This window comes from Mycoplasma razini (assembly GCF_048076865.1).
In the GTDB taxonomy this organism is placed as follows: domain Bacteria; phylum Bacillota_I; class Bacilli_A; order Mycoplasmatales; family Metamycoplasmataceae; genus Mycoplasmopsis.
Genome location: NZ_CP182212.1, coordinates 110907 through 135619 on the forward strand (window position 1 = coordinate 110907; position 24713 = coordinate 135619).

26 protein-coding genes and 3 tRNA genes are annotated in these 24713 nt (G+C 29.6%); 16 read left to right on the plus strand and 13 right to left on the minus strand.

The genetic code is table 4. The features are described 5' to 3' along the window. Positions 1–55 precede the first annotated feature (55 nt). The 11 genes from upp to tig all read left to right on the plus strand — a co-directional run bounded on the left by upp (position 56) and on the right by tig (position 7586). Positions 56–679: a uracil phosphoribosyltransferase gene (gene upp, locus ACM0L0_RS00560; RefSeq protein WP_416738629.1), complete on the plus strand. Its 624-nt coding sequence runs from the start codon at positions 56–58 to the stop codon at positions 677–679. Positions 680–741: 62 nt separating this feature from the next. Further along, a tRNA-Tyr gene (locus ACM0L0_RS00565) sits at positions 742–825 on the plus strand. A 5-nt stretch (positions 826–830) separates the two neighbouring features. Further along, positions 831–905, plus strand: a tRNA-Gln gene (locus ACM0L0_RS00570). A gap of 78 nt (positions 906–983) precedes the next feature. Next, entirely contained in the window at positions 984–2429 is a 1446-nt protein-coding gene (gene proS, locus ACM0L0_RS00575; RefSeq protein ID WP_416738630.1) for a proline--tRNA ligase, read from the plus strand. Between the two features lie 173 nt (positions 2430–2602). Next, complete coding sequence (locus tag ACM0L0_RS00580) at positions 2603–3154, plus strand: MG284/MPN403 family protein (protein WP_416738631.1); 552 nt, start codon at positions 2603–2605, stop codon at positions 3152–3154. After that, positions 3147–4403: an MHO_1580 family protein gene (locus ACM0L0_RS00585; protein WP_416738632.1), complete on the plus strand. Its 1257-nt coding sequence runs from the start codon at positions 3147–3149 to the stop codon at positions 4401–4403. The genes ACM0L0_RS00580 and ACM0L0_RS00585 overlap by 8 nt, the downstream gene beginning before the upstream one ends. 19 nt (positions 4404–4422) lie before the next feature. Continuing rightward, positions 4423–4827, plus strand: coding sequence for an MHO_1590 family protein (locus tag ACM0L0_RS00590; protein ID WP_416738633.1), 405 nt, complete (start codon positions 4423–4425; stop codon positions 4825–4827). A 13-nt stretch (positions 4828–4840) separates the two neighbouring features. Continuing rightward, entirely contained in the window at positions 4841–5059 is a 219-nt protein-coding gene (locus tag ACM0L0_RS00595) for a phosphopantetheine-binding protein (RefSeq protein WP_416738634.1), read from the plus strand. Between the two features lie 26 nt (positions 5060–5085). Next, positions 5086–5160, plus strand: a tRNA-Trp gene (locus ACM0L0_RS00600). Positions 5161–5206: 46 nt separating this feature from the next. Then, on the plus strand, positions 5207–6217 hold the full coding sequence (locus ACM0L0_RS00605) for an NAD(P)H-dependent glycerol-3-phosphate dehydrogenase (protein ID WP_416738635.1): 1011 nt from the start codon (positions 5207–5209) through the stop codon (positions 6215–6217). 67 nt (positions 6218–6284) lie between these two features. After that, entirely contained in the window at positions 6285–7586 is a 1302-nt protein-coding gene (gene tig / locus ACM0L0_RS00610; protein ID WP_416738636.1) for a trigger factor, read from the plus strand. Between the two features lie 136 nt (positions 7587–7722). On the opposite strand, the gene ACM0L0_RS00615 is transcribed toward tig, so the two are convergent. The 5 genes from ACM0L0_RS00615 to gmk are packed head-to-tail and all read right to left on the minus strand — an operon-like array spanning position 7723 to position 11582. Further along, a complete protein-coding gene (locus ACM0L0_RS00615) occupies positions 7723–8388 on the minus strand; it encodes a ribulose-phosphate 3-epimerase (protein WP_416738637.1) in 666 nt (221 codons plus the stop codon). A 4-nt stretch (positions 8389–8392) separates the two neighbouring features. Further along, entirely contained in the window at positions 8393–9241 is an 849-nt protein-coding gene (rsgA, locus tag ACM0L0_RS00620) for a ribosome small subunit-dependent GTPase A (RefSeq protein WP_416738638.1), read from the minus strand. Next, positions 9241–10236, minus strand: coding sequence for a serine/threonine protein kinase (locus ACM0L0_RS00625; RefSeq protein WP_416738639.1), 996 nt, complete (start codon positions 10234–10236; stop codon positions 9241–9243). Before ACM0L0_RS00625 ends, rsgA begins: the two co-directional genes overlap by 1 nt. Then, positions 10226–10987, minus strand: a complete 762-nt coding sequence (locus tag ACM0L0_RS00630) for a PP2C family protein-serine/threonine phosphatase (protein ID WP_416738640.1) — start codon at positions 10985–10987, stop codon at positions 10226–10228. The genes ACM0L0_RS00625 and ACM0L0_RS00630 overlap by 11 nt, the downstream gene beginning before the upstream one ends. Next, positions 10977–11582 carry a guanylate kinase gene (gene gmk / locus ACM0L0_RS00635; RefSeq protein WP_416738641.1) on the minus strand — a complete coding sequence of 202 codons (606 nt, stop codon included), beginning with the start codon at positions 11580–11582 and terminating at the stop codon, positions 10977–10979. Before gmk ends, ACM0L0_RS00630 begins: the two co-directional genes overlap by 11 nt. A 75-nt stretch (positions 11583–11657) precedes the next feature. On the opposite strand from gmk, the gene truB reads away from it, so the two are divergent. From truB to rpsO, 4 genes are all read left to right on the plus strand, one after another. Further along, a complete protein-coding gene (gene truB / locus ACM0L0_RS00640; RefSeq protein WP_416738642.1) occupies positions 11658–12494 on the plus strand; it encodes a tRNA pseudouridine(55) synthase TruB in 837 nt (278 codons plus the stop codon). Positions 12495–12497: 3 nt separating this feature from the next. Further along, positions 12498–13316, plus strand: coding sequence for a YcsE-related riboflavin metabolism phosphatase (locus ACM0L0_RS00645; protein ID WP_416738643.1), 819 nt, complete (start codon positions 12498–12500; stop codon positions 13314–13316). Further along, entirely contained in the window at positions 13316–14161 is an 846-nt protein-coding gene (locus ACM0L0_RS00650; protein ID WP_416738644.1) for an FAD synthase, read from the plus strand. The genes ACM0L0_RS00645 and ACM0L0_RS00650 overlap by 1 nt, the downstream gene beginning before the upstream one ends. A gap of 155 nt (positions 14162–14316) precedes the next feature. Continuing rightward, the gene (rpsO, locus tag ACM0L0_RS00655; RefSeq protein ID WP_416738645.1) at positions 14317–14583 is read left to right on the plus strand and encodes a 30S ribosomal protein S15; all 267 of its coding nucleotides are present in this window, start codon (positions 14317–14319) and stop codon (positions 14581–14583) included. Between the two features lie 43 nt (positions 14584–14626). Here the strand turns inward: rpsO and ACM0L0_RS00660 are convergent, their stop codons facing one another. Further along, positions 14627–15466, minus strand: a complete 840-nt coding sequence (locus ACM0L0_RS00660; RefSeq protein WP_416738646.1) for an ABC transporter permease — start codon at positions 15464–15466, stop codon at positions 14627–14629. Between the two features lies 1 nt (position 15467). Next, positions 15468–16403, minus strand: coding sequence for an ATP-binding cassette domain-containing protein (locus ACM0L0_RS00665; protein ID WP_416738647.1), 936 nt, complete (start codon positions 16401–16403; stop codon positions 15468–15470). 114 nt (positions 16404–16517) lie between these two features. Here ACM0L0_RS00665 and ACM0L0_RS00670 point away from each other — a divergent pair, with 114 nt between their 5' ends. Continuing rightward, positions 16518–17645: a DnaJ C-terminal domain-containing protein gene (locus ACM0L0_RS00670; RefSeq protein WP_416738648.1), complete on the plus strand. Its 1128-nt coding sequence runs from the start codon at positions 16518–16520 to the stop codon at positions 17643–17645. Positions 17646–17667: 22 nt separating this feature from the next. Here ACM0L0_RS00670 and rsmG read toward each other — a convergent pair whose 3' ends face one another. The 6 genes from rsmG to hprK form a co-directional block, all read right to left on the minus strand. Next, positions 17668–18360 (minus strand): 16S rRNA (guanine(527)-N(7))-methyltransferase RsmG, encoded by a 693-nt coding sequence (rsmG, locus tag ACM0L0_RS00675; protein ID WP_416738649.1) that lies wholly within the window; start codon positions 18358–18360, stop codon positions 17668–17670. Next, entirely contained in the window at positions 18344–19330 is a 987-nt protein-coding gene (locus ACM0L0_RS00680) for a ribose-phosphate pyrophosphokinase (RefSeq protein WP_416738650.1), read from the minus strand. The genes rsmG and ACM0L0_RS00680 overlap by 17 nt, the downstream gene beginning before the upstream one ends. A 92-nt stretch (positions 19331–19422) precedes the next feature. After that, entirely contained in the window at positions 19423–21720 is a 2298-nt protein-coding gene (locus ACM0L0_RS00685; protein WP_416738651.1) for an SGNH/GDSL hydrolase family protein, read from the minus strand. 54 nt (positions 21721–21774) lie between these two features. Beyond that, a complete protein-coding gene (locus ACM0L0_RS00690) occupies positions 21775–22701 on the minus strand; it encodes an NAD(P)/FAD-dependent oxidoreductase (RefSeq protein ID WP_416738652.1) in 927 nt (308 codons plus the stop codon). 42 nt (positions 22702–22743) lie between these two features. Further along, a complete protein-coding gene (gene lgt / locus ACM0L0_RS00695) occupies positions 22744–23727 on the minus strand; it encodes a prolipoprotein diacylglyceryl transferase (RefSeq protein WP_416738653.1) in 984 nt (327 codons plus the stop codon). Further along, positions 23720–24661: an HPr(Ser) kinase/phosphatase gene (gene hprK, locus ACM0L0_RS00700; protein ID WP_416738654.1), complete on the minus strand. Its 942-nt coding sequence runs from the start codon at positions 24659–24661 to the stop codon at positions 23720–23722. Before hprK ends, lgt begins: the two co-directional genes overlap by 8 nt. Between the last annotated feature and the right edge of the window lie 52 nt (positions 24662–24713).

Here is a 24713-nt window from a genome sequence, read left to right on the forward strand (position 1 = left end):
TTTTTTATAATCATAATTATTGGATAAATGTATAATTAAAAAAAACGAGGTTCACATGGTCACAGTAATCAATCACCCACTAATTAATATTAAACTTACAAAAATGCGCCAAAACACAACAACACATAGCGAATTTAGAAGCAATTTAAGTGAGATAGCTTCTTTAATGGTGTATGAAATTATGCGTAATTATCAACCAAAAGCTGTATCAATTACAACAGCTTTACAAGTTCCATACATAGGCCAAGATTATGATAAAGAAATAGTTATTGTACCTATATTAAGAGCAGGTTTAGGAATGACTGACGGAATTGTTAATTTAATCCCTCAAGCACGCGTAGGGCACATTGGAATGTATCGCAACGAAGGAACAGAAGTAGTTACAGAATACTTTTATAAAATTCCTAATGTTGCTAAAGATAGTAAAATCATTGTTGTTGATCCAATGTTAGCAACAGGAACATCAGCTTCTGATGCTATAACAAGACTTCAAACTGATGGTTTTCAAGATATTACCTTAGTATGCTTAGTTGGTGTACAAAAGGGTATAGATAAAATTCAAACAAAACATCCTAATGTAGATATTTTCTTAGCTGCTAAGGATGAATATTTGGATGAAAATAACTATATTAGACCCGGTTTAGGAGATGCTGGGGATCGTATCTTTGGTACAAAATAAAAAAACAAAAAAATTTTTATATTTTTTTAAAAGTTGCTATATAATAATATAGCAATTCAAATGGGGGGATAGCAAAGCGGCCAAATGCGGGTGGCTGTAACCCACTTTCTTAGGATTCGGGGGTTCGAATCCCTCTCCCCCCACCATTAATTGCCCCATAGCCAAGCGGTAAGGCAGCGGGTTTTGGTTCCGCGATGCGTTAGTTCGAATCTAACTGGGGCAGCCATATCACCTTGAATAAAGGTGTTTTTTTATGCAATTTTAAAACAAAAATAAGTGTTTTTGGATTATAATATACCTGATTATGAAAATAGATAGAAAATTAGAAAAAATAACCCCATTAGAACAAGATTTCTCACAATGATATACAGATGTTGTCCAAAATGGAAAGCTAATGATGTATGGACCAGCTAAAGGTACAATGATCTTATTACCAAATGCTTATGGTATTTGAGAATTAATCCAAGCTGGCTTAAATGAAGCATTTAAAGAAAAAGGTGTACAAAACGTAAACCTCCCTCTTTTAATTCCTGAATCATTATTCAATAAAGAAAAGGAACACATAGAAGGTTTTAATCCAGAGCTAGTTACAGTAACTATGGTTGGAGATAAAAAACTTGATGAAAAGCTTTTTGTACGTCCAACATCAGAAGTTCTTTTTGCTCATTTATATAAGAATTCTATTAATTCATATAAAGACCTTCCTATTATATATAACCAATGAGTAAATGTTGTTAGATGAGAAAAAACAACCAGACCTTTTTTAAGATCTCGCGAATTCTTATGACAAGAAGGGCACACAGTGCATTCAGATCCAAAAGAAGCTCGTGCGTTAACAAAGGAAATGATCAAACTATATGCTAAGTTCTTAAAGAAATATTTAGCTATACCAACTATTATTGGAAAGAAAACTCCAAATGAAAAATTTGCTGGTGCATGTACTACATGAACTATTGAAGCTATGATGAAAGATGGTCAAGCTTTACAAGCTGGAACTAGTCACTACTTAGCTCAAAACTTTTCAAAACCATTTGAAATCACATTTAAAAACGAAAACAATGAATTTGATTATGCATATCAAACTTCATGAGGTGTTACAACAAGATTAATTGGTGCTTTAATTATGACACATGGTGACAACAGAGGAATTATTATTCCACCATTTGTAGCTCCAGTTCAAGTTGATATCTTAGAACTTTTTGCAAATAAAGAACCAAAAGTTTCTGAAGTATCTCAAGGATTATTTAAAGCCTTATCAAGAAAATATCGTGTTAGATTAGACAATTCAGACAAGAATCCAGGATTTAAAGCTTCTAACTCAGAGATCCAAGGTGTACCTGTTAGAATTGAAATTGGACCTAAGGATGTTGAAAATGGTATGGTAACTGTAGTTCGTAGAGATACATTAGAAAAGACTCAAGTTAAAATTAATGATGTTAAGAAGTATCTAGCTACATTATTAAATGAAATTCATGACAATTTATATGAACAAGCTGAACAAAGATTAATTCATAATAGAGTATATGTTTACAATTATGAGGATTTCAAATATGAATTAGCTAATCATAAATTTGTTGTTGCTCCATTCTGCTGTGGAGGTGATGTTGAAGAAAGAATTAAGGAAGAAACTGGCGCAACAGCTAGATGTATTCCAATGTCATTAAGCAAGCCTAATAAGAATGTTAAATGCATCAATCCTGAATGTGAAAATGAAACTAATCGTTATGTAGTTTTTGCTAAAGCATATTAAAAAAGTGGAATTCCCACTTTTTTTAATTCAAATCAACTATTTGGCAAAAAAATATTCAATTTTTACCCTTTAATAGTATCTTTGTATAAAAATTCAAAATTTTAAAACAAAAAAGTAAAAATAAAATGGCTTTTGTATTTATAAAGTGAGAAGAACCAGAGAAAGAGTCCGAAATGGATAACAAAAAAACTGAAAATGAAGCAAAAGCTCCATCAAGCTTAGATGCAACAAAAAAACTACTCGAGAAGTACTCTGCTGCTCTTCTCAATGATGCAAACGAAATTAATCAGTTTGCACAAATGGGAGATGTAGATAGTTTAAAACGTATTTATGATTCTAATGGTTTAAATTTAAAAGCATTGTATGATGCGATAGAGAACATTATTAAATATATAATTACAGCTCACAAAGAAGCAGAATCAAAGAATAAACAAAAACTAGCATTATTATGAATACAATATTTAAACACCAAAGATCCCGAAATCAAAGAATTAATTCAAGAAAAAGAAGCTAATCTAAAAAAGACAAGCAATATCTTTAACTATATATTAGCAATGATGACTCCAGAAAATTCTTGAATAATTCACAAAACTTACATAGACAATGAAACCAAAAATAATAGTCAGTGATATACAGAATATTTTTCTAAGACTACATTTTATAAGAAGAAACATAGTGCAATATTAGAATTCGGAAAGTTTTTATTACAACTCGAATATGATTAATATCGATTATGTTAATCAAAATGATACCTATATTGTCAATGAAAGAAGATTAAAAGTTAATACATTAGTCGCAAATAATTCTATAAATGGCTTTGCTGCTAGATTTGCAATAAATATAGATAGAATCGCTTCTAACAATATGGCAGATATAACAGTAGCATTCGAAGATGGACTTTACGACTATAAAAATAAATTAATAATGGACGGGGCAATATTATCTCAAGGTATGACGCCAATACCATTGAATATATTGGATTTAATTAAAAAAGAATTAATAAAACGTACACTCAACATACATGTAGCTGTTTATATTAATAAAAAGGTATATATCGAATTTGATTCGAACAATGGAAACTATAAAAAACAAATTAAAAGAGTTCCTTACTCATCACTAAAAACAAAATTTAGTGATCTAGACAATATTATTGTCCAATTTTCAACTAAAAAACCACTCTATAATGAACAAATTCTACTCAAGGAATACCAATTAATTTTTGAAAAAGATAAAAAAGAAACTATTACTATTGTTCCGTATTCCAACACCGTAAAGCTCAGGATTCCTTATTCTTACAACATCAACTTTGAAAGTGGCAAGAAATATTGAAAAGAACTATATTACCATAACTTAATTTTCACCTTAGAAGACTTAGATAATAAAACTCATCACAATGAAATTATTTCAAGTTACCAATATAATGACAAAAAGATTCAAAGATTTCCTGGTGAATTAAATTTTAATGAATATATACCAATTTCTTTTAATAGTTTAATATTAAAAGATTTTATGGACGGGAAGATCAATTTAATTACTAAAAGCCTTGACTCAAATAACGTGACACTTGATAAAGAAAAATATTATGAAAAAGGCAGATATTACAAGGCAAAAATAAATGATTTACTCTATACAGATGAACTTAACACTAAAATATGAAATAATGGCTCTTCTCACTCATCTTATAGCGTAAAGATACCATATAAATTTGACGGGGATTTTAATGGGATATATGAAATAGCGTGTAATTATTTTGATTTAGAAATTATAAAAAAATTTTCAGTCGTGGGTACAAATGAACATGACAACTTATTTAATAAAAGACTAAAGATAATTGAGATAGCACCACTAAAAAACATTCAATATAAGTACTTAATAAATCTTGAACTTGACTATACAAGCATATTTAGCGAAGACTTTAACATCCAGGATTATTTAATAATTGAAGAAAACGAAAAACGTAAGTTCTTGAATTAAACCTTTTTTGACCATAGCGGTGCTAATCGGGATTGGAAGTGCATTCGGAGCAGGCTCTTTCTTCGTATATAATAGTGTTCATAATAAAGTCTTAAGCTCTGAAAACAACAACAATCCATTTTCACATAATAATAAAGATAAAAACACATATACAGGGCTAAAAAGAGAAAACTTTATTCCCAGCCTTGAACCGAGATACTTTGAAAAGTTTCTCAAACATGATCAACAAAACAAAAAATACATAGACCAAACAATAATAAATGAAATATCCAAGGACATAATCCGTCGTTTGAGAAAAAATGATGGAATATTATACATAGACTATAATTATTTGTCTCCTCAACATATAGTTCTAAGTGTTTTATACGTGTCTAAGGGTGGAAACGCAATGGATGAAAAATCTTTTGATATCTTTATTGATTAGTTATAATATATTCATGGAAAACAGAAAAGAAATAATCATTTTAGAATTAAAAAAACTATCAAAAAAGAAAAATATTTCAGAGGATGATAAAATCCGCGAGATAGGAATTGATTCTTTAGACTTAGCTGAACTTCTTTTTGAAGCAGAGGCTAAGTTTGGTGTCGAAATTTCTGATGATCAATTAAGAAATGTCGAAACTGTAAAGGATATAATTTCTATTTTTTCTAATTAATTTTTATAGTATAATTCTTATGCGCTAGGAGTATAGTTCAACGGTAGAACAACGGGCTTCAACCCCGTGTGTTGTGGGTTCGAATCCTGCTACTCCTGCCATTTTTTTATACTCTTTTTTTGATAATAAAGTAAAATTATTACACATATGACAGAAAGCAAATTAAAATTCGGAGTTTTAGGAACCGGAGCATTCGGTTCTGCACTCGCAAACATACTGGTAGAAAACGGAAATAAAGTTGTAATGTATGGTATTTCAGAAGCTGAAATAGCAGATATTAATAATGGACTCAATTCAAAATATTTTGGTGATAATAAATTTGCCAAACCTGAATTAATAAGTGCAACAGATAATTTGGAATATTTTTTAGATCAAATTGATACAGCTATTTTGGCTGTTCCTTCAGTTGCAGTTGGTTCATTACTTACCAAGGTATCAACTATTTTAGGAAAAAGAAAGATTAATTTAATTAATTTATCTAAAGGTCTTGAACCAAATACAAAACAATTTTTTTCACAATATATTAAAGAAAATTATGGAGACAACATCGCAAATTTCTCATCAATTATGGGGCCTTCATTCGCTGCTGAAGTTTTTGCAGGGAAATTAACTATGGTTAATATAGTTGGAGTTAATTTGCAATTTAACACAAAAATAGCGGAATACTTTAATAACGCTCATTTTTATGTTAAACCTTTCAACGAAATTAAGGGAGCTGAACTATTTTCAGCATTAAAAAACGTTTTAGCTATTGGACTTGGTATTACATCAGTGTTATACCCAGGGCAAAATTCACATGCAGGATTATTAACAATGGGAACTGGTGAAATATTTAATGTTTATAAGGCAATTTACCCACATGGAGAAAACACTATAGGATATAACTTTTCATCATTTGGAGATATATTCTTAACATGCTCATCTCCATCAAGCAGAAATTTCTCATTCGGGATCAATATTGCTAATGTAGGAATAAATCAAGCATTAGCAGAACAACAATTAACAATTGAAGGATATGATACAGCTAAAACATTGCAAAAGCTTATCAAAGAATATCAAATCACAAACATACCATTCTTGCAAAATATTATTAGTATCTTGTTTGAAGGAAAATCTGAAAAAGATATTTTAGATTTTTTTAGACCTAAACAATTCTAAAAAAACTAAAAACAATGTAAAATATAGATATTAATACTAATAAGTTTATTTATTAATAGGAGAAATAATGATTAAACACATCGAAGAAAAAGACAAAGCACAAGTAGTTGTTACAGTTACTGTAGATGCTTCTGAATTTCAAAAAAAACTTGAAGAAGTTTCAAACAAATTAATGAAAAATGTTAAAGTAAAAGGATACAGACCAGGTAAAGCTCCAGAAGAAAAACTAAGAGCTCACTTAGATCCTCAAGCTGTTCTTAATGAAGCAGTAAGACACTTTAACGGACAACACTTTGGTGAAGTTCTTGAATACACAATCAAAAACAACATTAAAAGCTACTCACAACCTATCTTATCATACGATTTAAATGATAAAGGTTTAGTATTAGAATACAAATTTGTACTTCAACCAGAATTTAACATTGATATGAAAGATTTAAAAGTTAAATACACAGCTACAAAAATCACTAAAAAAGATGTTGAAGAAACAATTAAAGAATTAGAAGAAAACATGTCAGTTGAAGAAGCTGTTGAAGGCACAGATGCTAAAACACAATTAGGTGATACAGTTAACATTGACTTCAAAGGATTCATTGATAATGAACCTTTTGAAGGTGGTGAAGCTAAAGGTTATGATTTAAAACTTGGATCAAAAACATTTATCCCTGGATTTGAAGATCAACTCGTTGACAAAAAAGTTGGATACAAAGGTGATGTTACTGTTAAATTCCCAGCTGACTACTTTGTAAAAGAATACCAAAACAAAGAAGCTGTATTCCAAGTAACAATTAACTCTGTAAAAAGATTAAAATTATTCAAACTTACAGATGAAAATGTAAAAATGTTCCAAGATCCAAATGTAACTGACTTAAAAACATTAGAAAATGTTTTAAAAGGTAACTTAAGAGTTAGAAGATTTGTTGAAGCAAACGTAAACTTCTATGAAGAAGTTGTTAAACAAATTATTGAAAAAGCTAAACCAGTTATCCACGAATCATTAATCGTTGCTCATGTTGAAAATAGCAAAAAAGAATTCGATAATTCTTTAAAACAATATGGAATTAAGAAACAAGAATACTTAAACTTAATCAAATCAACAGAAAAAGATTTAGAAGAAGAATTCAAAAAACAAGCTTTAGAACAAGTTACAAAAGCTGAAGCTTACAGAGCATTAGTTGACAAATACAATGTTAATGCTACAGCTGAACAAATTAATGAATTCACAAACAAATTTGTAACATTCGGATTCTCAGCAGAAGCTGCTCACGAATTTGTAATTTCATCATTAAGAATGTCATTAATTTTAAGTGATATCAACCCTGAATTAGCTGAAAAACTTGAAAAAGACTTCCAAGAAATTGTTAAATAATAATTAAAAATAGCACTGAGTGCTATTTTTAATAACTTATTTTTCTTACTAATAATTTTGTATCTTAATTCAGATCATTTCAGGCATATAAAAAATCACCCGTTGGTGATTTTTTTATATGAATCATAATAATAAATTATTTTGCAAATTTACCTAAAACAGTAGCAATACGTTCTTTTGTTGGTTCTGCAACAATGTATGTACCAGCAACACAAGCATCAGCACCAGATAAGAAGCTTTCTGGACCTGTTGTACCATTGATTCCACCATCAACTTGAATTAGGTAGTCATAGCTATTATCATTTCTTATATGCTTTAATAATGCAATTTTATCTAAAGCTGTAGGCATGAATTTTTGGCCACCAGCTCCTGGTTCAACTGACATAACAAGAACTAAAGCTAAACGATCTAAAAATGGTTTAATAGCAGCAACTGGTGTAGCTGGTTTGATTGCTAAACCAATTTTTAAATCATGGTGATTGTTTTCTAAGAATTCATCAAAACGTTCTAAATCATCTTCAATAGCTTCATAGTGGAATGTAATGATATCAACTATATCTTTAACTTGATTCACATAGTCATATGGATTTACAACCATTAAGTGAGCATCTTTGATGTGTGGTTTTCCTTTTAAAGCAATGTTTGCAATTTCATCAATTTGAATTGCTGTATTAGGAACAAATTTACCATCCATAACGTCATAGTGAATTCATTTAATTCCATTTTCTACAAGTGTATTTGCCATTTGAAGTCTTTTGTCAGCTTCAACATTTAATAAACTTGGTGTAACATATTTTTTCATTATATTATTTCCTTCCATTAGTAATTTCGTCTAATAATTTAATATAGTTATTATATCTTATTTGAGGTATTAATTCACTACCAACTTGTTGTTTTATAGCACAATCTTGGACACTTTCATTTAGGTGCAAACAATTGCGAAACTTACATAAATTAGATAGCTCTTTAAATACTTTAAAACTTTTGGCCAATTCTTCTTTATCCATATCTAATGACAATGAAGAAAAGCCTGGAGTATCAATTAAGTAGCCATTATTAAAGTTAATAATTGAAACTACACGAGTTGTATGTTTTCCTCTGCCTAATGCTTTAGAAATTTCCTGTGTTAAGAAATTATGTTGCCCTAGAGCATTCAAAGTGGTAGTCTTTCCAACACCACTTTGTCCCATGAAGACTGAATATTTCTTATCAAATAAATTTTGCAATGAATCTAGATAACTATCTGGATCACTGTTGTTGATTAATTCAACTCTATATTGCATCCCTCTATATAATTGTGCTATTTCATTAGCATACTTTAAATTTAAATCAGTTTTAGTAATAAAAAGGACGGGCGTAATATTTTTACTTTCAATAATTGCAAAATATTTATCTACTAAAAATGGTTGAAATTTAGGTTGCTCAATTGACATAAATACAATAATTTGATCTACATTTGCTACTTTAGGGCGAATAAAGCTATTTTTCTGTGGCAAAATTTCAGTAATTATTCCATTTGAAACAATTACATTATCCCCGACAACAGGAGATTGCTCAAGGTATCTTAATTTCCCGGCTGCTGGTATTTCTAATGTTTCTTCTCCATTTGAAACAGTATAAATACCAGAAACTATTTTTGTTACTTTATATTGCATTAAATATACTCCAATACTACTAAGGCTACAGTTACAGCAATAATTAATAAAGCAATAAGGCATAATGCTGTAATTAAAAATGCATTTGAATTAATAATATCTGCAAGCTTATGTTTCTTTTTGAGGGTTTTTGGACTTAAAGGGGCTTCAAAAAGTCTTTCTGGACTAAGGCATGTTCTGAGATCTTGTTGAAATTCTTGAACACTTTGGTAACGATCTTCGGGTCTTTTAGCTGTGGCCTTAATGACTACATTACACATTGCTTGTGGAATGTCTACAAAGTCCTTTGGTGAAGGGAAAGTGTTTTTGTAATGCATCATAATTGTGTCTTGATCACGTTCACCTTCAAATGGATATTGCCCGGTTAACATTTCAAATAAAACTACACCTAAGGCATAAATGTCCACAGCCTTAGTAATAGGCGCACCTTTAATAGTGTATTCAGGAGCTGCATAATAAGGGCTGCAAATAACAGCATTAACTTTAGTAAGACGTTGTGATTCAGGAGTTAGACTAATTCCTAAGTCAATAATTTTAACATTGTGAAAATCATCAATAATGATATTTTGACTTTTAATGTCCCGGTGAATAACGCCATTATTATGCAATTCGCCAATACCTTCAGCAATTTTATTTATATAAGTTTTAGCTTTTTTAATGTTTAGCGATCCATTAGCTCTAATAATATTGTATAAAGTATTACCTGAGATATATTCCATAACATAATATTGTTCAACATTATCACCATAGTATTCAATGAGTTGTGGAATGTGTTTAGAATGTACTTTTCCAAGTAAAGCTGCTTCTTCATGGAAACGTTTATAAGCAACTTTGTCATAAACATTATTCATAAATTTTAAAGCATATTTTTTACTAGGATCATCTTTAGGTACGACCATAAAAACTGTTCCCATTCCACCACTACCAAGGATGCGTTTAACTTCATATTTGAGATGAATTCTAGAACTAGAAGGTACTGAAAAATTATTTGACATTTTGCTCTCCTTGATCAATACTTAATAAAACTAGCGTCATATTATCGGTGGATTCTGAAACAATAGCTAGATCCAAAACTTCTTTAGCAATATCTTTTAATGGCTTATCTTGCAAGATTAAGTATTCAAGTTCACTTTTAGACATAAAACCATGAATTCCATCAGAAGTTAATAAAAGTTTTTTAATATTGTGAAATCCTTTAGGAGAAACTTCAAAAAGTTCAATTAAAGTATTGTAATTTGGTAAGACAGCACTTGTAAGGTATTTTCTCATTTCTGGATTGTATTTTTCGATATCTTCGCCTTCAGAAATTAGTTGATTTTCAACATTATGATCAATTGTGACTTGCACTAAACCATGTTCTTTAGCTATATAACAACGACTATCACCTGAATTAAATATGATAACATTTTGTGTCTCATGTAAGATTAAACACCCAACAGCAGTTGTTCCCATTGATTCTTTTCCACTTTGGGTTTGTGATAGTTGTTTTAATGTGCTTTTCGCCTTGTCAAAGACTGAAAAAATTCACTGCTTTGCAGTTAAATTATTTTTGACATAAAAATTATGAGTGAATTCTACATGGAATGTATCGATAACTGTTTGAGCAGCTTCATCTCCAAAAGAGTGTCCACCAATCCCGTCACATAAAACAGCAAGTGTAGCTTTTTCATTTTGAAAAACACTTGCTCTATCATCGTTTTTAGCTCTAATTCCTTGTAAAGATTCTAAATAATAATTAATCTTCAATGCCTAGCTCCTTGTGAAGGATAGCACGAATTTCTTCAGCTGCTCTCTCAGGCACATCATTGATAATTTTGTACTTGAATAGATATGAATCAGCTATTTCGTCTTCAGCCTTCTTCAATCTTTGTTTTAATGTTTCATTGTTTTCTGATCCACGTTTTAAAATACGTTCACGTAAATCTGAAACAGATGGAGGTGCTAAGAAAATAGTAATTAAATTATATTTTTCAGCTTCTTTAGAATCAGTTGAAAATTTTTTAATAATTTGTTTCGCACCATTAGTTTCAATTTCTAACATTGGAACTTTATTTTTAGCATGTATTTTGTCTAGTTCTGAATAAAGTGTTCCATAGTAATTTGATAAATGATATGAGAATTCAATAAATTTACGACTTTTAATCTTGTCTCTAAATCTATCTACATCAATGAAATAGTAGTGGATACCATCAAGTTCACCCTCGCGAGGCAGACGAGTAGTCGCAGAACAAGATAACGATAGGTTTAACTCATCGTATTCAAAAAGCAATCTTTCTACAGTTCCTTTACCAACGCCACTTGGTCCAGTAAAAATAATAATTGGGCTCTTCTTTGTATCCATAATTAAAGTTATTATAACATTATTTTGTTTTTATATTGCTATAATTATTTTAATATTTATATTAAAAGAGGTTATATGTTTTACAAGTTTTATAAACCAACAACAGTCTTTGCAAATAAGACTGTTCGCTCCTTGCAGAGAGAGCTAAACGCTTCTAAAATTGGACATATTGGAATACTAGATCCGCTAGCAGAAGGATTAATGATTGTTGCTACAGATTTCGAAACAAAGTTACTTCAATATGTTGATAATAAAAATAAAAGTTACATTGCTAAAGTAAAATTTGGTTATTTTTCTGATACTTATGATAGTGATGGAGTAGTTGAAAAATCAAACGAATCAGCAATTACTGAATCAGAATTATTAAATGCAATCGAATACATCTCTCAAACAACTACCCAAATTCCACCTATTTTTAGTGCTAAAAAAATTAATGGAAAAAAAGCATATGAATATGCCAGAAACAATGAAGAAATTGAACTAAAAGCGCAAAATATCAAAATATTTACTTATAAACTTCTTGAGTTTGATTATCAAAAGCAAGAAGCTCAAGTTTATTTAGAAGTTTCTGAAGGAACATACATTCGAACAATTTTAGTGGATACAGCAAAATATTGTAATAAGCATGCGATCATGACAGCACTTAAGCGTACTCAAGTTGGAAATGTAAAACTTGATAACTTAAAAGAAAATGAATATGCACCAATTGCAATCAGTGATATTATTTCATTGCCTATTTTAATTTTAAAAAATGAAAATATTAAAGCGATAGAACACGGAAATTCATTTAAAATAGTAACTGCTGACGGGATGTATTTATTAAAGAATCCTGCAAATAATTTAATATGTGCCATTGGGCAAGTAACAAACAACATTTTCCAGCCCAAAAAAGTTGCACTTGAAAGGATATAAAAAATGAAACAATTAAAAGATTTAATTAAAATTGCTGCCTTTGATGTAGATGGCACAATCTTGCCTAATGGAACAACTACATTTTCTCTTAATACAAGAAAGATTTTTCCACTACTAAAAATGAATGGAATTACAACTGTAATTTCATCCGCACGTGAATTTGCAACTATAGGAGACTTTTTAGATCAATTAGCTCCTGTAGACTACTTTATTGGTGCTAATGGAGCATTCATTTTTGATAATAATAAAAAAGAGTTTGTTTATAAAAATACTTTAAAGCGTGAAGAAGTAATTGAAATGTATCATGCTTTTAAAGATAAAGTTGCTGCTTTTGCTGTAGCTGACTTTGATAAAGTTTTTAAAACACCTAGCATGAATTTAAGTTCATGATTTATTCGCCCATTTGTTTCAAATTACTACAATTTTGATGAAAACGAATTAAGCAAAGATGACTTATATGTAATAACTTTAAATGTTGATGGTTCAGATGAAATAGCTCGTGAAGTTGAACAATACATTTTAGAACATAATTTAGATATGGAAGTATCAGCAAAATGGTCAAGAGGAATTTTTATAGGTCCTAAAAATGTTTCTAAAAGTCATACTTTAAGCATTTTATGTGAAATGTTAGGATACAAAATTGATGAAAATTTAATTGCTTTTGGAGATAGCTCTAATGACTATGAAATGATTAGAGATGCTTACTATGGTGTAGCAATGGAAAGAGCTAATGAATGAATTAAATCTGTTGCAAATGATATTGCACTTGATTGTGAATATGATGGTGCATATTTAAAATTAAAGGAACTTAAATTAATTTAATGGATCAATTAATTGTTTACGAACTTTCTGAGTTTGTTGCAACAACTGGAGACAATTTCATTCTTGGTTCTTTTGAATCTTTTCACCTTGGACATTACCAACTTTTTAAGCAAGCTAAAGCAAATGGCGGAAGAGTAATTTTAGTATGTTTTAATGCTGAAAAGGGAATGCCAAAATTTAAGGATTCTATTTTTACAGATAACTATGCTAAATACGAACAGTTAGCTAGATTACCATTTGATGCTATTGTGCAGCTTGATTTTAATGAAGTTAAAAATTTAGAAGGTAGTGAGTTTTTAGCAAAACTTGCTCAAGGTAATTATGTTACCTTTATTGCTGGAGAAGATTTTAAATTCGGAATTCATGCAAGTTCAAATTTAAGTGATTTTAAAACACCAGAGTTTGAGAATTTATTTAGAGTTCAAGAGGTTGAATTAATGCAAGATATTGGAAGCAAAATATCAACTTCAAAACTAAAAGAAAGTTTAGAATTTGGGGATGTTGATTTTATCAACTCACTATTGGTCTATGATTATGCTTTTTCAGGTATTTTAAAAGAGGATCAATTAGAAATTAATCCTAAGCTAGCTAAAATACATGCCGGACTCTATTGTGCATTATTTCACATTCAAGAGTTAGTTTATTATGGTATTTTGCATGTTACTAAAAGTGGTTCCAGAAAAGTATATTTAATTGGTTATCAACTTAATGAATCAGTTCAAGATAGTATTGTTGTTTGTGAAATTAAGCACAAGATCAGAGTAGCTATTTCTAACTTTGATGACAAGATTACCCAAGATGATATTGCCTTAGCAAAAGATTATTTTGCTCGTAACAAGAAGTAAAAAATAATTTATATTCTTGCTGTATAAGAAGAAAAATATTTTAGATATATTTAAATATCATATATAATACTTAAAACTATTAATTAAACATAAATTTTAAACTTGGTTGATATGTAAATACCAGCTAGGTCTAAAACATAATAAAGGAGAATATTATGGTTTCAAAAGAAAGAAAAGCTGAATTAGTTAAACAATTCGGAAAAGACGCTAAAGATACAGGGAACACAGCAGTTCAAATTGCTATTTTAACAGAAGACATCGAGTTATTAAAACCTCACTTCTTAAACAACCCTAAAGACAACCACTCAAGAAGAGGGTTCTTAGCTAAAATTTCTCAACGTAAAGTGTTATTAAAACACTTAAGAGAAAATAACTTTGAAGAATACAGCAAAGTTATTGAAGCTCTTAACATTCGTAAATAATGAATGTTACAAAAAAATAACAAGGCCAAACCTTGTTATTTTTTTATCTTGATTTCTTTGCATTAAATCTAAATATGTATGAAAATGCAATAGCAACAACTGCAAATGATGAAACATACACAAATGAAATTCATGGTGCAATTGTTTTTCCTACAAGTGATATGTCAGAGAATGAAGGCATATTAGAAATACTTGATAAAGCATAATATCTAAGCAGATCTGTGATTTGTGTTCCAGGTAGAACTGATAAGATTTGTCTTAATACTTCTGGAAAGACTTCTAAAGGCACGAATGCACCAATGAAGAATCCTGACATTGATGAAATCATTCCTAATAATGCTGAGTAAATTGCAACGCTTTTAACAAAACTAAATATAAAAGTGAAAATAGCTGAGTTTAAGACAGCTCCAAGAATTACTACTCCAAGCATTTGGAAAGCTGATATTACAGTAAATAAAGTAATTGTTTTATTAATTGCCATATAGACAAGGAATAAAGCATAAAGTACTATACAGATTAAAACGTTTAAAATAATATTAACTATTAAATAACTAAAACGTATTAATGAAGGTTTAATTGGGGTAATAGCTAAATCATTAAAGATTTTCTTTTCAGCATCTTGTACGATAAAAACCGATAATGAGAGAGCTGTAGTTATTGTTGATAAACTTAATAGCCCTGTAAGCATAGAAGCATCAATAAATTGACTTTTTTCAAGTTCGCTAATTGGTGCTGAGGCAACTTGTTGAGAAAATAGATACTTACCAAATAAAATAAATAGGAAAACAGTTATGATTGGTGACATAAATGTTGATAAGATTTTTCTTGGATCTTTAAAAAAGAGTAAGAAATTTCTTCTAACTAATCAATGTAGTTGTAACATTCTATTTTTCCTCCTTCTTATTTTTTGTAACATTTAAGAATACATCATCCATAGTACCTTTGATTAATTCATAGTCATTTAAAATTGCACCATATTTTAAGACAAATTCACGAGCTGCTTGGTATGATTCAAATTCAACAAAATATCTTTGATCTGAATATGTATAAGTACCACCATTTTCTTTAAATATGTTTTCTAGCACTGAATTAGGGTCTTGATAAACAATAATTCTAGTTTTACTATATTTATTTTTTAATTCAGTAGGAGTACCTTCTGCAAGTTTGTGGCCTTTTTGTAGGATTATTGCATAGTTACAGAAATTAGCTTCTTCCATGTAGTGAGTAGTTAATAAAATTGTTAAGTGTCTTTCTGCTTGAATTTTTCTTAAAATTGTTCAAACTAATTCACGAGAATTAGGATCTAACCCTGTTGTAGGTTCATCTAAAAATAAAATTTCAGGTTGATGAACAAGAGAACGAGCTATATCAACTCTTCTTCTTTGCCCACCTGATAGTGATGAATAACTTTTATTTAATAAATCTTGTAATTGAAAATCGTCAATAACCTTTTGTACCAAATCCTTAATAGAAGTATTTTTAAAATATTTCTTGTACATTGCTGCACGTGACATAAGGTTATCATAAACAGTAAGCTTTTCATCTAATATTGATTCTTGGAAAACTATACCAATTTTACGATTAATTTCATTGGCATGATTTTTGTCAATATCAATGCCATCAACAATTATTTGACCTGAGTCTTTTTTAGTTATTCCTAAAATAATACTTAATGTAGTAGTTTTACCTGCACCATTAAGTCCAAGGAAACCAAAAAGCTCACCTTTTTTAACTTTAAAGCTTAAATTATTTAATGCTTTATTGCTTTTAAATGATTTGCTTAAGTTATTAATTTCTAAAGTATATTCGCTTGATACCATATTACTATCTCCTTTTTTATATAAATTTTATAATAACATTTAAAAAATGAATAAATATATTTATTTATAAAAAATTAGCAAATGAAGTAAAAATATGCTAAAATATAAAACATTATGGAAAAAGATTATTACAAAGTACTTGGAGTAGAAAAAACTGCTACCGAAAAAGAAATTAAAACAGCCTATAGAAAACTTGCAATGCAATATCACCCTGATAAACTTAAGGATGGTTCTGGTGACGAAAAAATGAAGGAGCTTAATGAGGCTTACCAAATTCTTTCAGACCCTGAAAAAAGAAAGATCTATGATATGCATGGAGCAGATGCAGCTAATGGTAAAGGATATGCTGGTGGTGCTGGAGGCTTTAATGGTCAATATCAATCAGGTGGATTTAATGCAGGTGATTTCCAAGATATTTTTGAAAATATCTTCGGAGGCTTTGGTGGTAGAAGAAACAGAGGTTCTTCTAGCTCAATGAGACAAAAAGGAGATAACTATAATTCAGTTTTAAATGTTACATTCATGGACGCGATACATGGAACTACAATTAAACAAAAACTAGATAAATGAGAATTATGTTTACATTGTGGTGGTACTGGTGCGGAAAGTGCAAGTGATATAACAACATGTAGTGACTGTAAAGGACAAGGATTTACCACAAGAATGGTAAATGGTTTCTTTGGCCAACAAATGGTGCAAGAACCATGTCGTTCATGTAATGGTACAGGTAAAACTATTAAAAATAAATGTAGCGAATGCCGTGGTGAAAAATATCTTAAAGTTCAAAAAACTGTCACAATTAAAGTTCCTGAAGGAGCAGATAGTGGATTAACTTTAAAATTAGCTGGATATGGTGCACCTGGAAGAAATGGTGGAGAACCTGGGGATATGATGATTCATGTTCAAGTGTTAGAACATCCATACTTCCATAGAGATGGGCTAAATATTGAATTAGACCTTCCGGTTTCATTTGTTGATATAATGCTTGAAAATAGCATAAAAGTTCCAAGTCCTTGAGGTGATGTTTCAATTAAATTAAAGAAAAGTTATACTGATCAAAAAACAATTAAAGTTCCTCAAAAAGGTGTTAAATATAAAGGAGCGCAAGGTGATTTACGTCTAAATTTAAGAGTTATTATTCCTGATTTAGATAGAAAAGATCGTAAAGCAATTGTTGATGCTATTTCACAAGTAAGTGATAATTCAAATGAAAAATTTGTTAATAAAGTAAATATGTCTTAAGATAAAAAATAGAGGTTGCCCTCTATTTTTTCTTAATATCTTTTCATAAGTATGGAAACTCTTTTGGTGTAGAACGATTTTTTGTGATAGTAAGAATAAAGTTATCACGTTCAACATCAGGTTGAATAAATTCTTTTAATTCTAAATTGTAGTCTAATTTAGCTAAAATATCTTGTGCATCTGATATTTCTTCATGAACTTTTATTCCTTTTAATAAAGCCATTTTTCCTTTTAGTTTTACTAAATGGAATGACGACATTAATAAAGCTCTCACATCAGCAACTGCACGAGCTGTCACTACATCAAATAAATTCTTTTCTTTTTGTTCCTCAGAACGTATTTTAAAGACTGTAACATAGTCTTGTAAGTTTAATTTGTCTATAACTTCGTTTAAGAAATTAACTCTTTTTCCAATTGGTTCATAAATGGTTACATGATTATCTGGTTTAGTTAAAACATATGGAATTGAAGGGAATCCAGCACCAGCTCCAATATCTAATATTTCACCATTGTGAATACCTTTGGTTATTTCTTCCATAAAGTAGAGAGATTCTAAAATACCTTCTTCTCATAGTCTTTCACCAGTAAAACCAGTCAAGTTCATAACTTGATTTTTTTCTTCAATTAATTTAACATATTGATCAAATAAATCAAATTCCCAGTTATTTTTTAGGCATAATTGTTTGACTATTTCTTTTTTAGTCATTTTGTCCATATTTATTTATTTCTTCCTTCATTTGTTGATATACACTAGTTATTGAGCTGCCTTCTAATGTAGCATTAATTACTCTTCCTAAGAAATCACCTAGTGAGACAATTTCAAGTTTACTATATTTTTCAAGCAATTCAGCATTATCAATACTATCAGTCACAATAACTTTTTCAATATTTGGATTATTTTCAAAAACATCAAAGCCTTTAGTAAAAATCCCATGTGTAGCCATAACAATTATACGTTTTGCACCATGTTCTTTTAAAGTGTCTGCTGCTTTAATAATTGTTCCGCCTGTATCAATAATATCATCAACTATAACAGCATTTTGGCCTTCAATATTACCAATAATTCCCATGACTTCAGTTTGGTTAACTCCAGTACGTCTTTTATCGATAATACAAATTTTTACTGTATTAGCAATTAATTCAGCTAATTTTCTAGCTCTAACTGTTCCTCCATGATCTGGAGATACAACAGTGAATGATGTGTTTAATTTTTTTAAGGCCATTGCAAGTGGATATTGACCTCTTAAATCATCAACAGGGATATCGAAAAATCCTTGAATAGATGGGTTGTGTAAATCTACACAAGTTAATTTAGTTACACCAGCTTTTTGGAGCAAATCAGCAACTAATTTAGCTCCAATAGGCTGTCTACCACTTACTTTACGATCTTGACGCGCATATCCATAGTAGCTTAGACATACGTTAATTGATCTAGCACTTGCCCGTTTAAGCGAATCAATAAATAATAGTAATTCCATTATATTATCATTTACAGGACGTGATGTGCTAGCAATAATGAAAACATCTTTATCTCTAACAGTGTCTGCTGCTCCAATCATAACTTCTCCGTCAGCATAAACTGTACGGTTAATTTCAGATAATGGAATTCCAATTAAATCTGAAATTGTTTGTGCTAATTTTTGGGCGTTCTTCATACCAAAAATAACAGTTTCTTTTTTGTTCATTTAAAACCTCTTTAATTTAATTCACTTGAATTTTACAGTTTTTTTCAGTGAATTTTTTAAATATATTAAAAACCAGCCCATAGACCAGTTTTTTATCTTAAGTATCATAAAATTTTAATTAAAGAACACTTATTTTTTCAGTTAAGCTTATTAAAAATAAATATAAAATATTTTCTAATCTTATGTTTCGAAAGCAGTTTTTTCTTAATATTTCTTTTAAAATGCTTGTAGTCTTTTGATTTCATTATTTCTTTAGCAATAGTTTTAATAGCGCAATTAATAAATGATAAAGCCTTTATTAAATTTTCATCAGATTGAATTAAGGATAAAATATTTTCAAACAACTGATTAAATTCGGAATTTATTATATGTCCATTAGTTGAATCAAATACTCATTTGTCTAATAAAGTAAAAGTGATTGTTTTTAATGGCTTTTGAGCAAACCATAGACGAATTCACTTTAAAATATATCAAGATAGATCGGTGTATAAACGTATATATTGCTTGTTGCTAGAGCTATAAGTTAAAATGTAAAGTAATTTCTCATAAGAAGTTAATTCATCGCTATGACGAATTAAGTTTTCTAAAGCTATTCAAATAATTGTTGGGATGTCATTTGTAAAAATACTAATTTGAGGTTCTTCCTTAAGTGTTTTTTTAAGTTGCTTAATTTCATCTTCAAAGTCTAAATCAAATTCTGTTGAAGTTGAAATAGCTAAATTAGCAATAACATTAATAAATTTAGAAGCAATATAGCTTGCTAAGTTATAAACTATAACTTTTATAATTTGAATAAATCGTTCTTTATCATATTGCACTAAATTTGAATTTAATAAAGTATAAAGAGATTTTAATACTAGATTTTTCTTTTTGAAAATATTAAATATAATTTTAAGAATTTCTTCGCTTGTAATATTTTTGCTTTTGATTATTTGATCTAATTCTTCTTGCAGGGAGTTTAAAACATCTGATAATAAATCAGATTTAATTCCTGTTTGCATGATTTCGTTTACTAAGTTTTCAAGGGTTGTAAAGTCTTGAATATAGTTAATAAGTAATCTTTCAGGATCTAGTTGTTGATATAAATCACTATTAAAAATGTTATAAGATATTTTAGTTGAACTTGCTAAAATTCATCCAGTAAATTGTGACAAGCGTAAAGGATAATTCTTGTAATTTCTTTGCAGTATCATTTGACTGTCAAAATCATTAAGCTTATTTAAATAGTCCTGTGAGTTAGGCCCAAATATTTTATTTAAGTCAGGATATTGTTCAAGTTGATATTTATAGAAGTTATAATCACAAAATCAATAAGCTTTATTAAAATCATATGCATTTAAGTTACTATTAGTTACTTGTTTTGTAGATAATTTAATGTAAAGATCTAAGGCCATTTTTTTGTAAGCTAGAAAGCTGGGGTGAATATCATAATAAATTCCACTCATTAAGCTTGCATTTTTATGCCAATATTCATTGTTGTATAAGGAAATGTAATTTATTCCTGATTGATAACTAATGGTCTTTAGATCATTGTTTAACAAACCAATTAAACTTTCAAGTATGTTAGTTTCTGAATGAGGAAGTTGACCTAATTTGAATACATGTTCCTGCAAAGCGTTTTGCAACATTAAAAATGGCACAGGATAAGCAATAATGTTTATATTTGCATCAGGAGCTGCCAATTCTTTAATGCGATTAACAAATTCTTGCAAGGATTTAGTAGCAATTTGCATAATACTATCATAACCATTTTTTAAATAGTTGCTCAAAGCCTCATATTCATTTTGCGCATCTAAGCTGTCGAATAATTCTTGTGTTTTATTATTAAATAAGTATCAAAAGACTAAATAGAAGAAATCCATTGCACCAATAGTAATTGTAATTAAATTAGCACGTTTTATATCAAACATTACTGTCTCATGATTATATCCTTGTTTAGTTAAAACATCTTTGACTATATTGTTTTGATCAATTTTAGTTTCATCATCTTGTAAATAATTTAGTCAATCAGTAATGCTGGTTCCAGATACTGCATAATTTGCATAATGCGATAAGGTATTTGTTTTATTTAAAATTTCAGCAAAATAAGAACCTAAAGAGCATCCATTTACAACAGCACCATTAATAAATTTTCCAGGATAATCTTTATCTATAAAACCATCAAAACCAGCTGATATTGAATCACCTAAAGCTACATAATATATTGGCTTATCAAGTGAGATGATGTTAGGTGAATCTTGTTTATGTAGATTACTGATGTCTTCTTCTAAGCTGTTTAAGTATTTACTATAAATCTCACTGCTTAATTGTTCCTTGTCTTTTTCTATCTTATCAGAAAGCACTTTTCCAACCATTTGCAATAGTTTGGATATTAAATCTTTTTTCTTCATTTTTTAGTCCTTAATTAAATTATACAAAAAGTAGCCCTAAGGCTACTTTACAATTTATTTTTCAGTATTTACAAGATCAACAATTCTTTTAGCAGCGATAGCTCCATCACTTGCTGCTGTTACAATTTGGCGAATTTCTTTAACTCTAATATCACCTGCTGCAAAGATTCCAGGAACTTTAGTTTCCATGTTTTCATCTGTGATAACAAATCCTTTAGAATCTAAAATATCTAAATCTTGTAAGAACCATGCTGATGATTCCATACCAATGTATGGGAAGAAAGATGACACTTGAATTTCTTCTTCATTTCCATCTTGGTCTCTAATAATAGCACTTTGTAATGAGTCTTCACCTTTAAGTTCAACTACTTGTGAAAAACGATGAATTTTAACATTTGGCAATTTGTAAAGGTCTTGTACTAAACGTCTTTCAGCAGTAAAGTCGCCACCTTTAATTACTAAGTGCACTTCAGATGCTATACTTGAAAGATAAGCTGATTCCTCAACAGCTGAGTTACCTGCCCCTAAAACAAGAGTTGGGTTTTTACCAAATAATGGACCATCACAAATTGCACAGAAGCTAACCCCACGGTTCATAAAGCGATCAATGTTTTTAATAAATGTAGGCACTTTATTTTTCATACCAGTTGCAATTAAAATAGTTTTAGCTTCAATAACTTGTCCGCTTGCTAAATAAACTTCTTTCTTTGTAGTATCAATGTTTTTGACTTCTACTACATCACCATAGATGTATTTAGCTCCATACTTTTGTGAGTGATCAAAGAATTCTTGTGCAAGTTGTCATCCTTCAATCATTTCTGTACCTAATCAGTTTTCAACTTTACTTGTTGCTGATAATTTACCACCAGGGGTACTTTTTTCGATAAAAGCTACCGAAAGGTTAGCTCTTGAGGCATATAGTGCAGCATTTAAACCAGCTGGACCACCACCAATAATTACTAAATCATATGATTCATTCATATATACTCCTTAATGTTTATATTTTAAAATGTTAATTATGTTTTATTTATAAGTTAATTTTGTATTCATTTTACATATCAAGTATTTGAAGCTTGTTCTATACACGTAGTTATTGTATTGTTCTTTGTTTTTGATATCGTAAACTCATCTGTATTTTTGGAAAGTTTTATTGTATTTAACTAGCCCAAAGAATTGGAAGTAAATAAATAAAATGACTCCAAGAATAATAAAGATTAAAGCTACATATGAGTAAAGATTATATGACTCTTCTCTTAATGGTTCCATAGCTGCCCGAGTTACACCATATCATAATAGGTATAAAGCCCCAGTAGCTCCTGGTTTAAAGATTCCAAAATAGTTGAATATTCAACAAAGAAGAATATAACCTACTAAGTTAGCTAATCCTTCATATAAGAAGAGTGGATATCTGTAAGCACCAACAAGTCCAAGCTTATCGGTTGTTGCATCTGAAATGTACATATTAGATGCAAATGTTTCTCCTAAAGAAGTTACACTGTAACCACTTCAGTCTATTTTTCCATAAACTTCGTGGTTTGCATAGTTACCAAAACGTCCAACGAATTGTCCAACTAAAACAGCTGGTAAAATGTAACTAAAAGCTTTTCTCAGATCAACGTATTGACGTTTAGTATATAAGTAAACAATATCTAGAAGGGCTGCTAAAATAACCCCTCCTTGAATACTTAGTCCACCTTCCCAGATGGCATATCAATGGGAATTGGGAAATGGATTGGATGGATCATAAATTAAACGTTCAATGATAAATCCTAAACGACCACCAAAAATTCCGGCTGGAACAGTAATGATGATGACTACAAATAAGATGTTTAAGTCTCATTTTTCTTTATATCAATAAAAGAATACTGTAAGGATAGCGAATAAAAACCCAAACATTATCATTAATGAATAAAGGTGCATTTGGTAACTTCCAACACTAAATAAAATTGTTGGAGTACCTTCTCTTATTGCAGTTTCTGGTATAAACGAAGGTAAGTTATTATTCATTATTCTCCTTTTGTGCTCTTTCATATAACATATCTACTACATTCATACCTGTGTTTCTTGCAAGATATGTATTAACAGCAGCCTTAATTAATGAAGCTGCTGAGCCCCCTTCTTTTATAGGGATTTGCATTTTTTTAATTGAACGTCCAAAAATTGGATATTCTAAATAATCAGTTCCTAAACGATCGAAATCATTTTTGCCTTCTTGACGTACTAATTCAATAACTAAATCAATCATTGAAGATTTAGCAACTGAAGAGACTCCATATAATTGTGTAATGTCTACTAAACCAATCCCTCTAATTTCTAAGAAATTACGTGTCATATCTGGTGAGGAACCAATAAAAATGTTCCCATTATCTTTAATTAAAACTGCATCATCAGAAATTAAAACACTACCTTGTTGGACTAATTGTAAAGCAGCTTCTGACTTTCCAATTCCTGATTCACCAGTAATTAGAACACCTGTACCACCAATTAGCACTAAAGTACCATGTACTTGAGTTACTTCTCCAAAATAATTGTTTAAGTATGAACCAATGTTGGTTGAAATATAAGAAGTAGACATGCGCACTAAAGCAACTGGGATTTTATATTTATTAGCTACATCAATAACTCAATTGATTGCAGGTTTATTAAATCCTTTTGACAAGATAACAATTGGTGGCTTACGAGAAAAGACTCATTCTAATGACTCATAAGCTTTGGTTTTTCCGATTAAACTAAATCAAGTTGATTCAGCTGTTCCTCAAGCAATAACATTTTTAGAAATCCGATCATTTTCAAAGTGTTCAGCAAGTTCAAGCCCTACACGTTTTATAGCTGGTAAATAGATGTCATTGTATTCAAGTTCGACATCCTTACCATTGACAATATTTAAGTCAAAAAATTCAATAATTTTTTTGACATTCATTTTCTTTTTATCTTTATTCATAAAAAATTCCTTAAATAACTATTAAATTATATAAGTTATTATCTTATTTTTA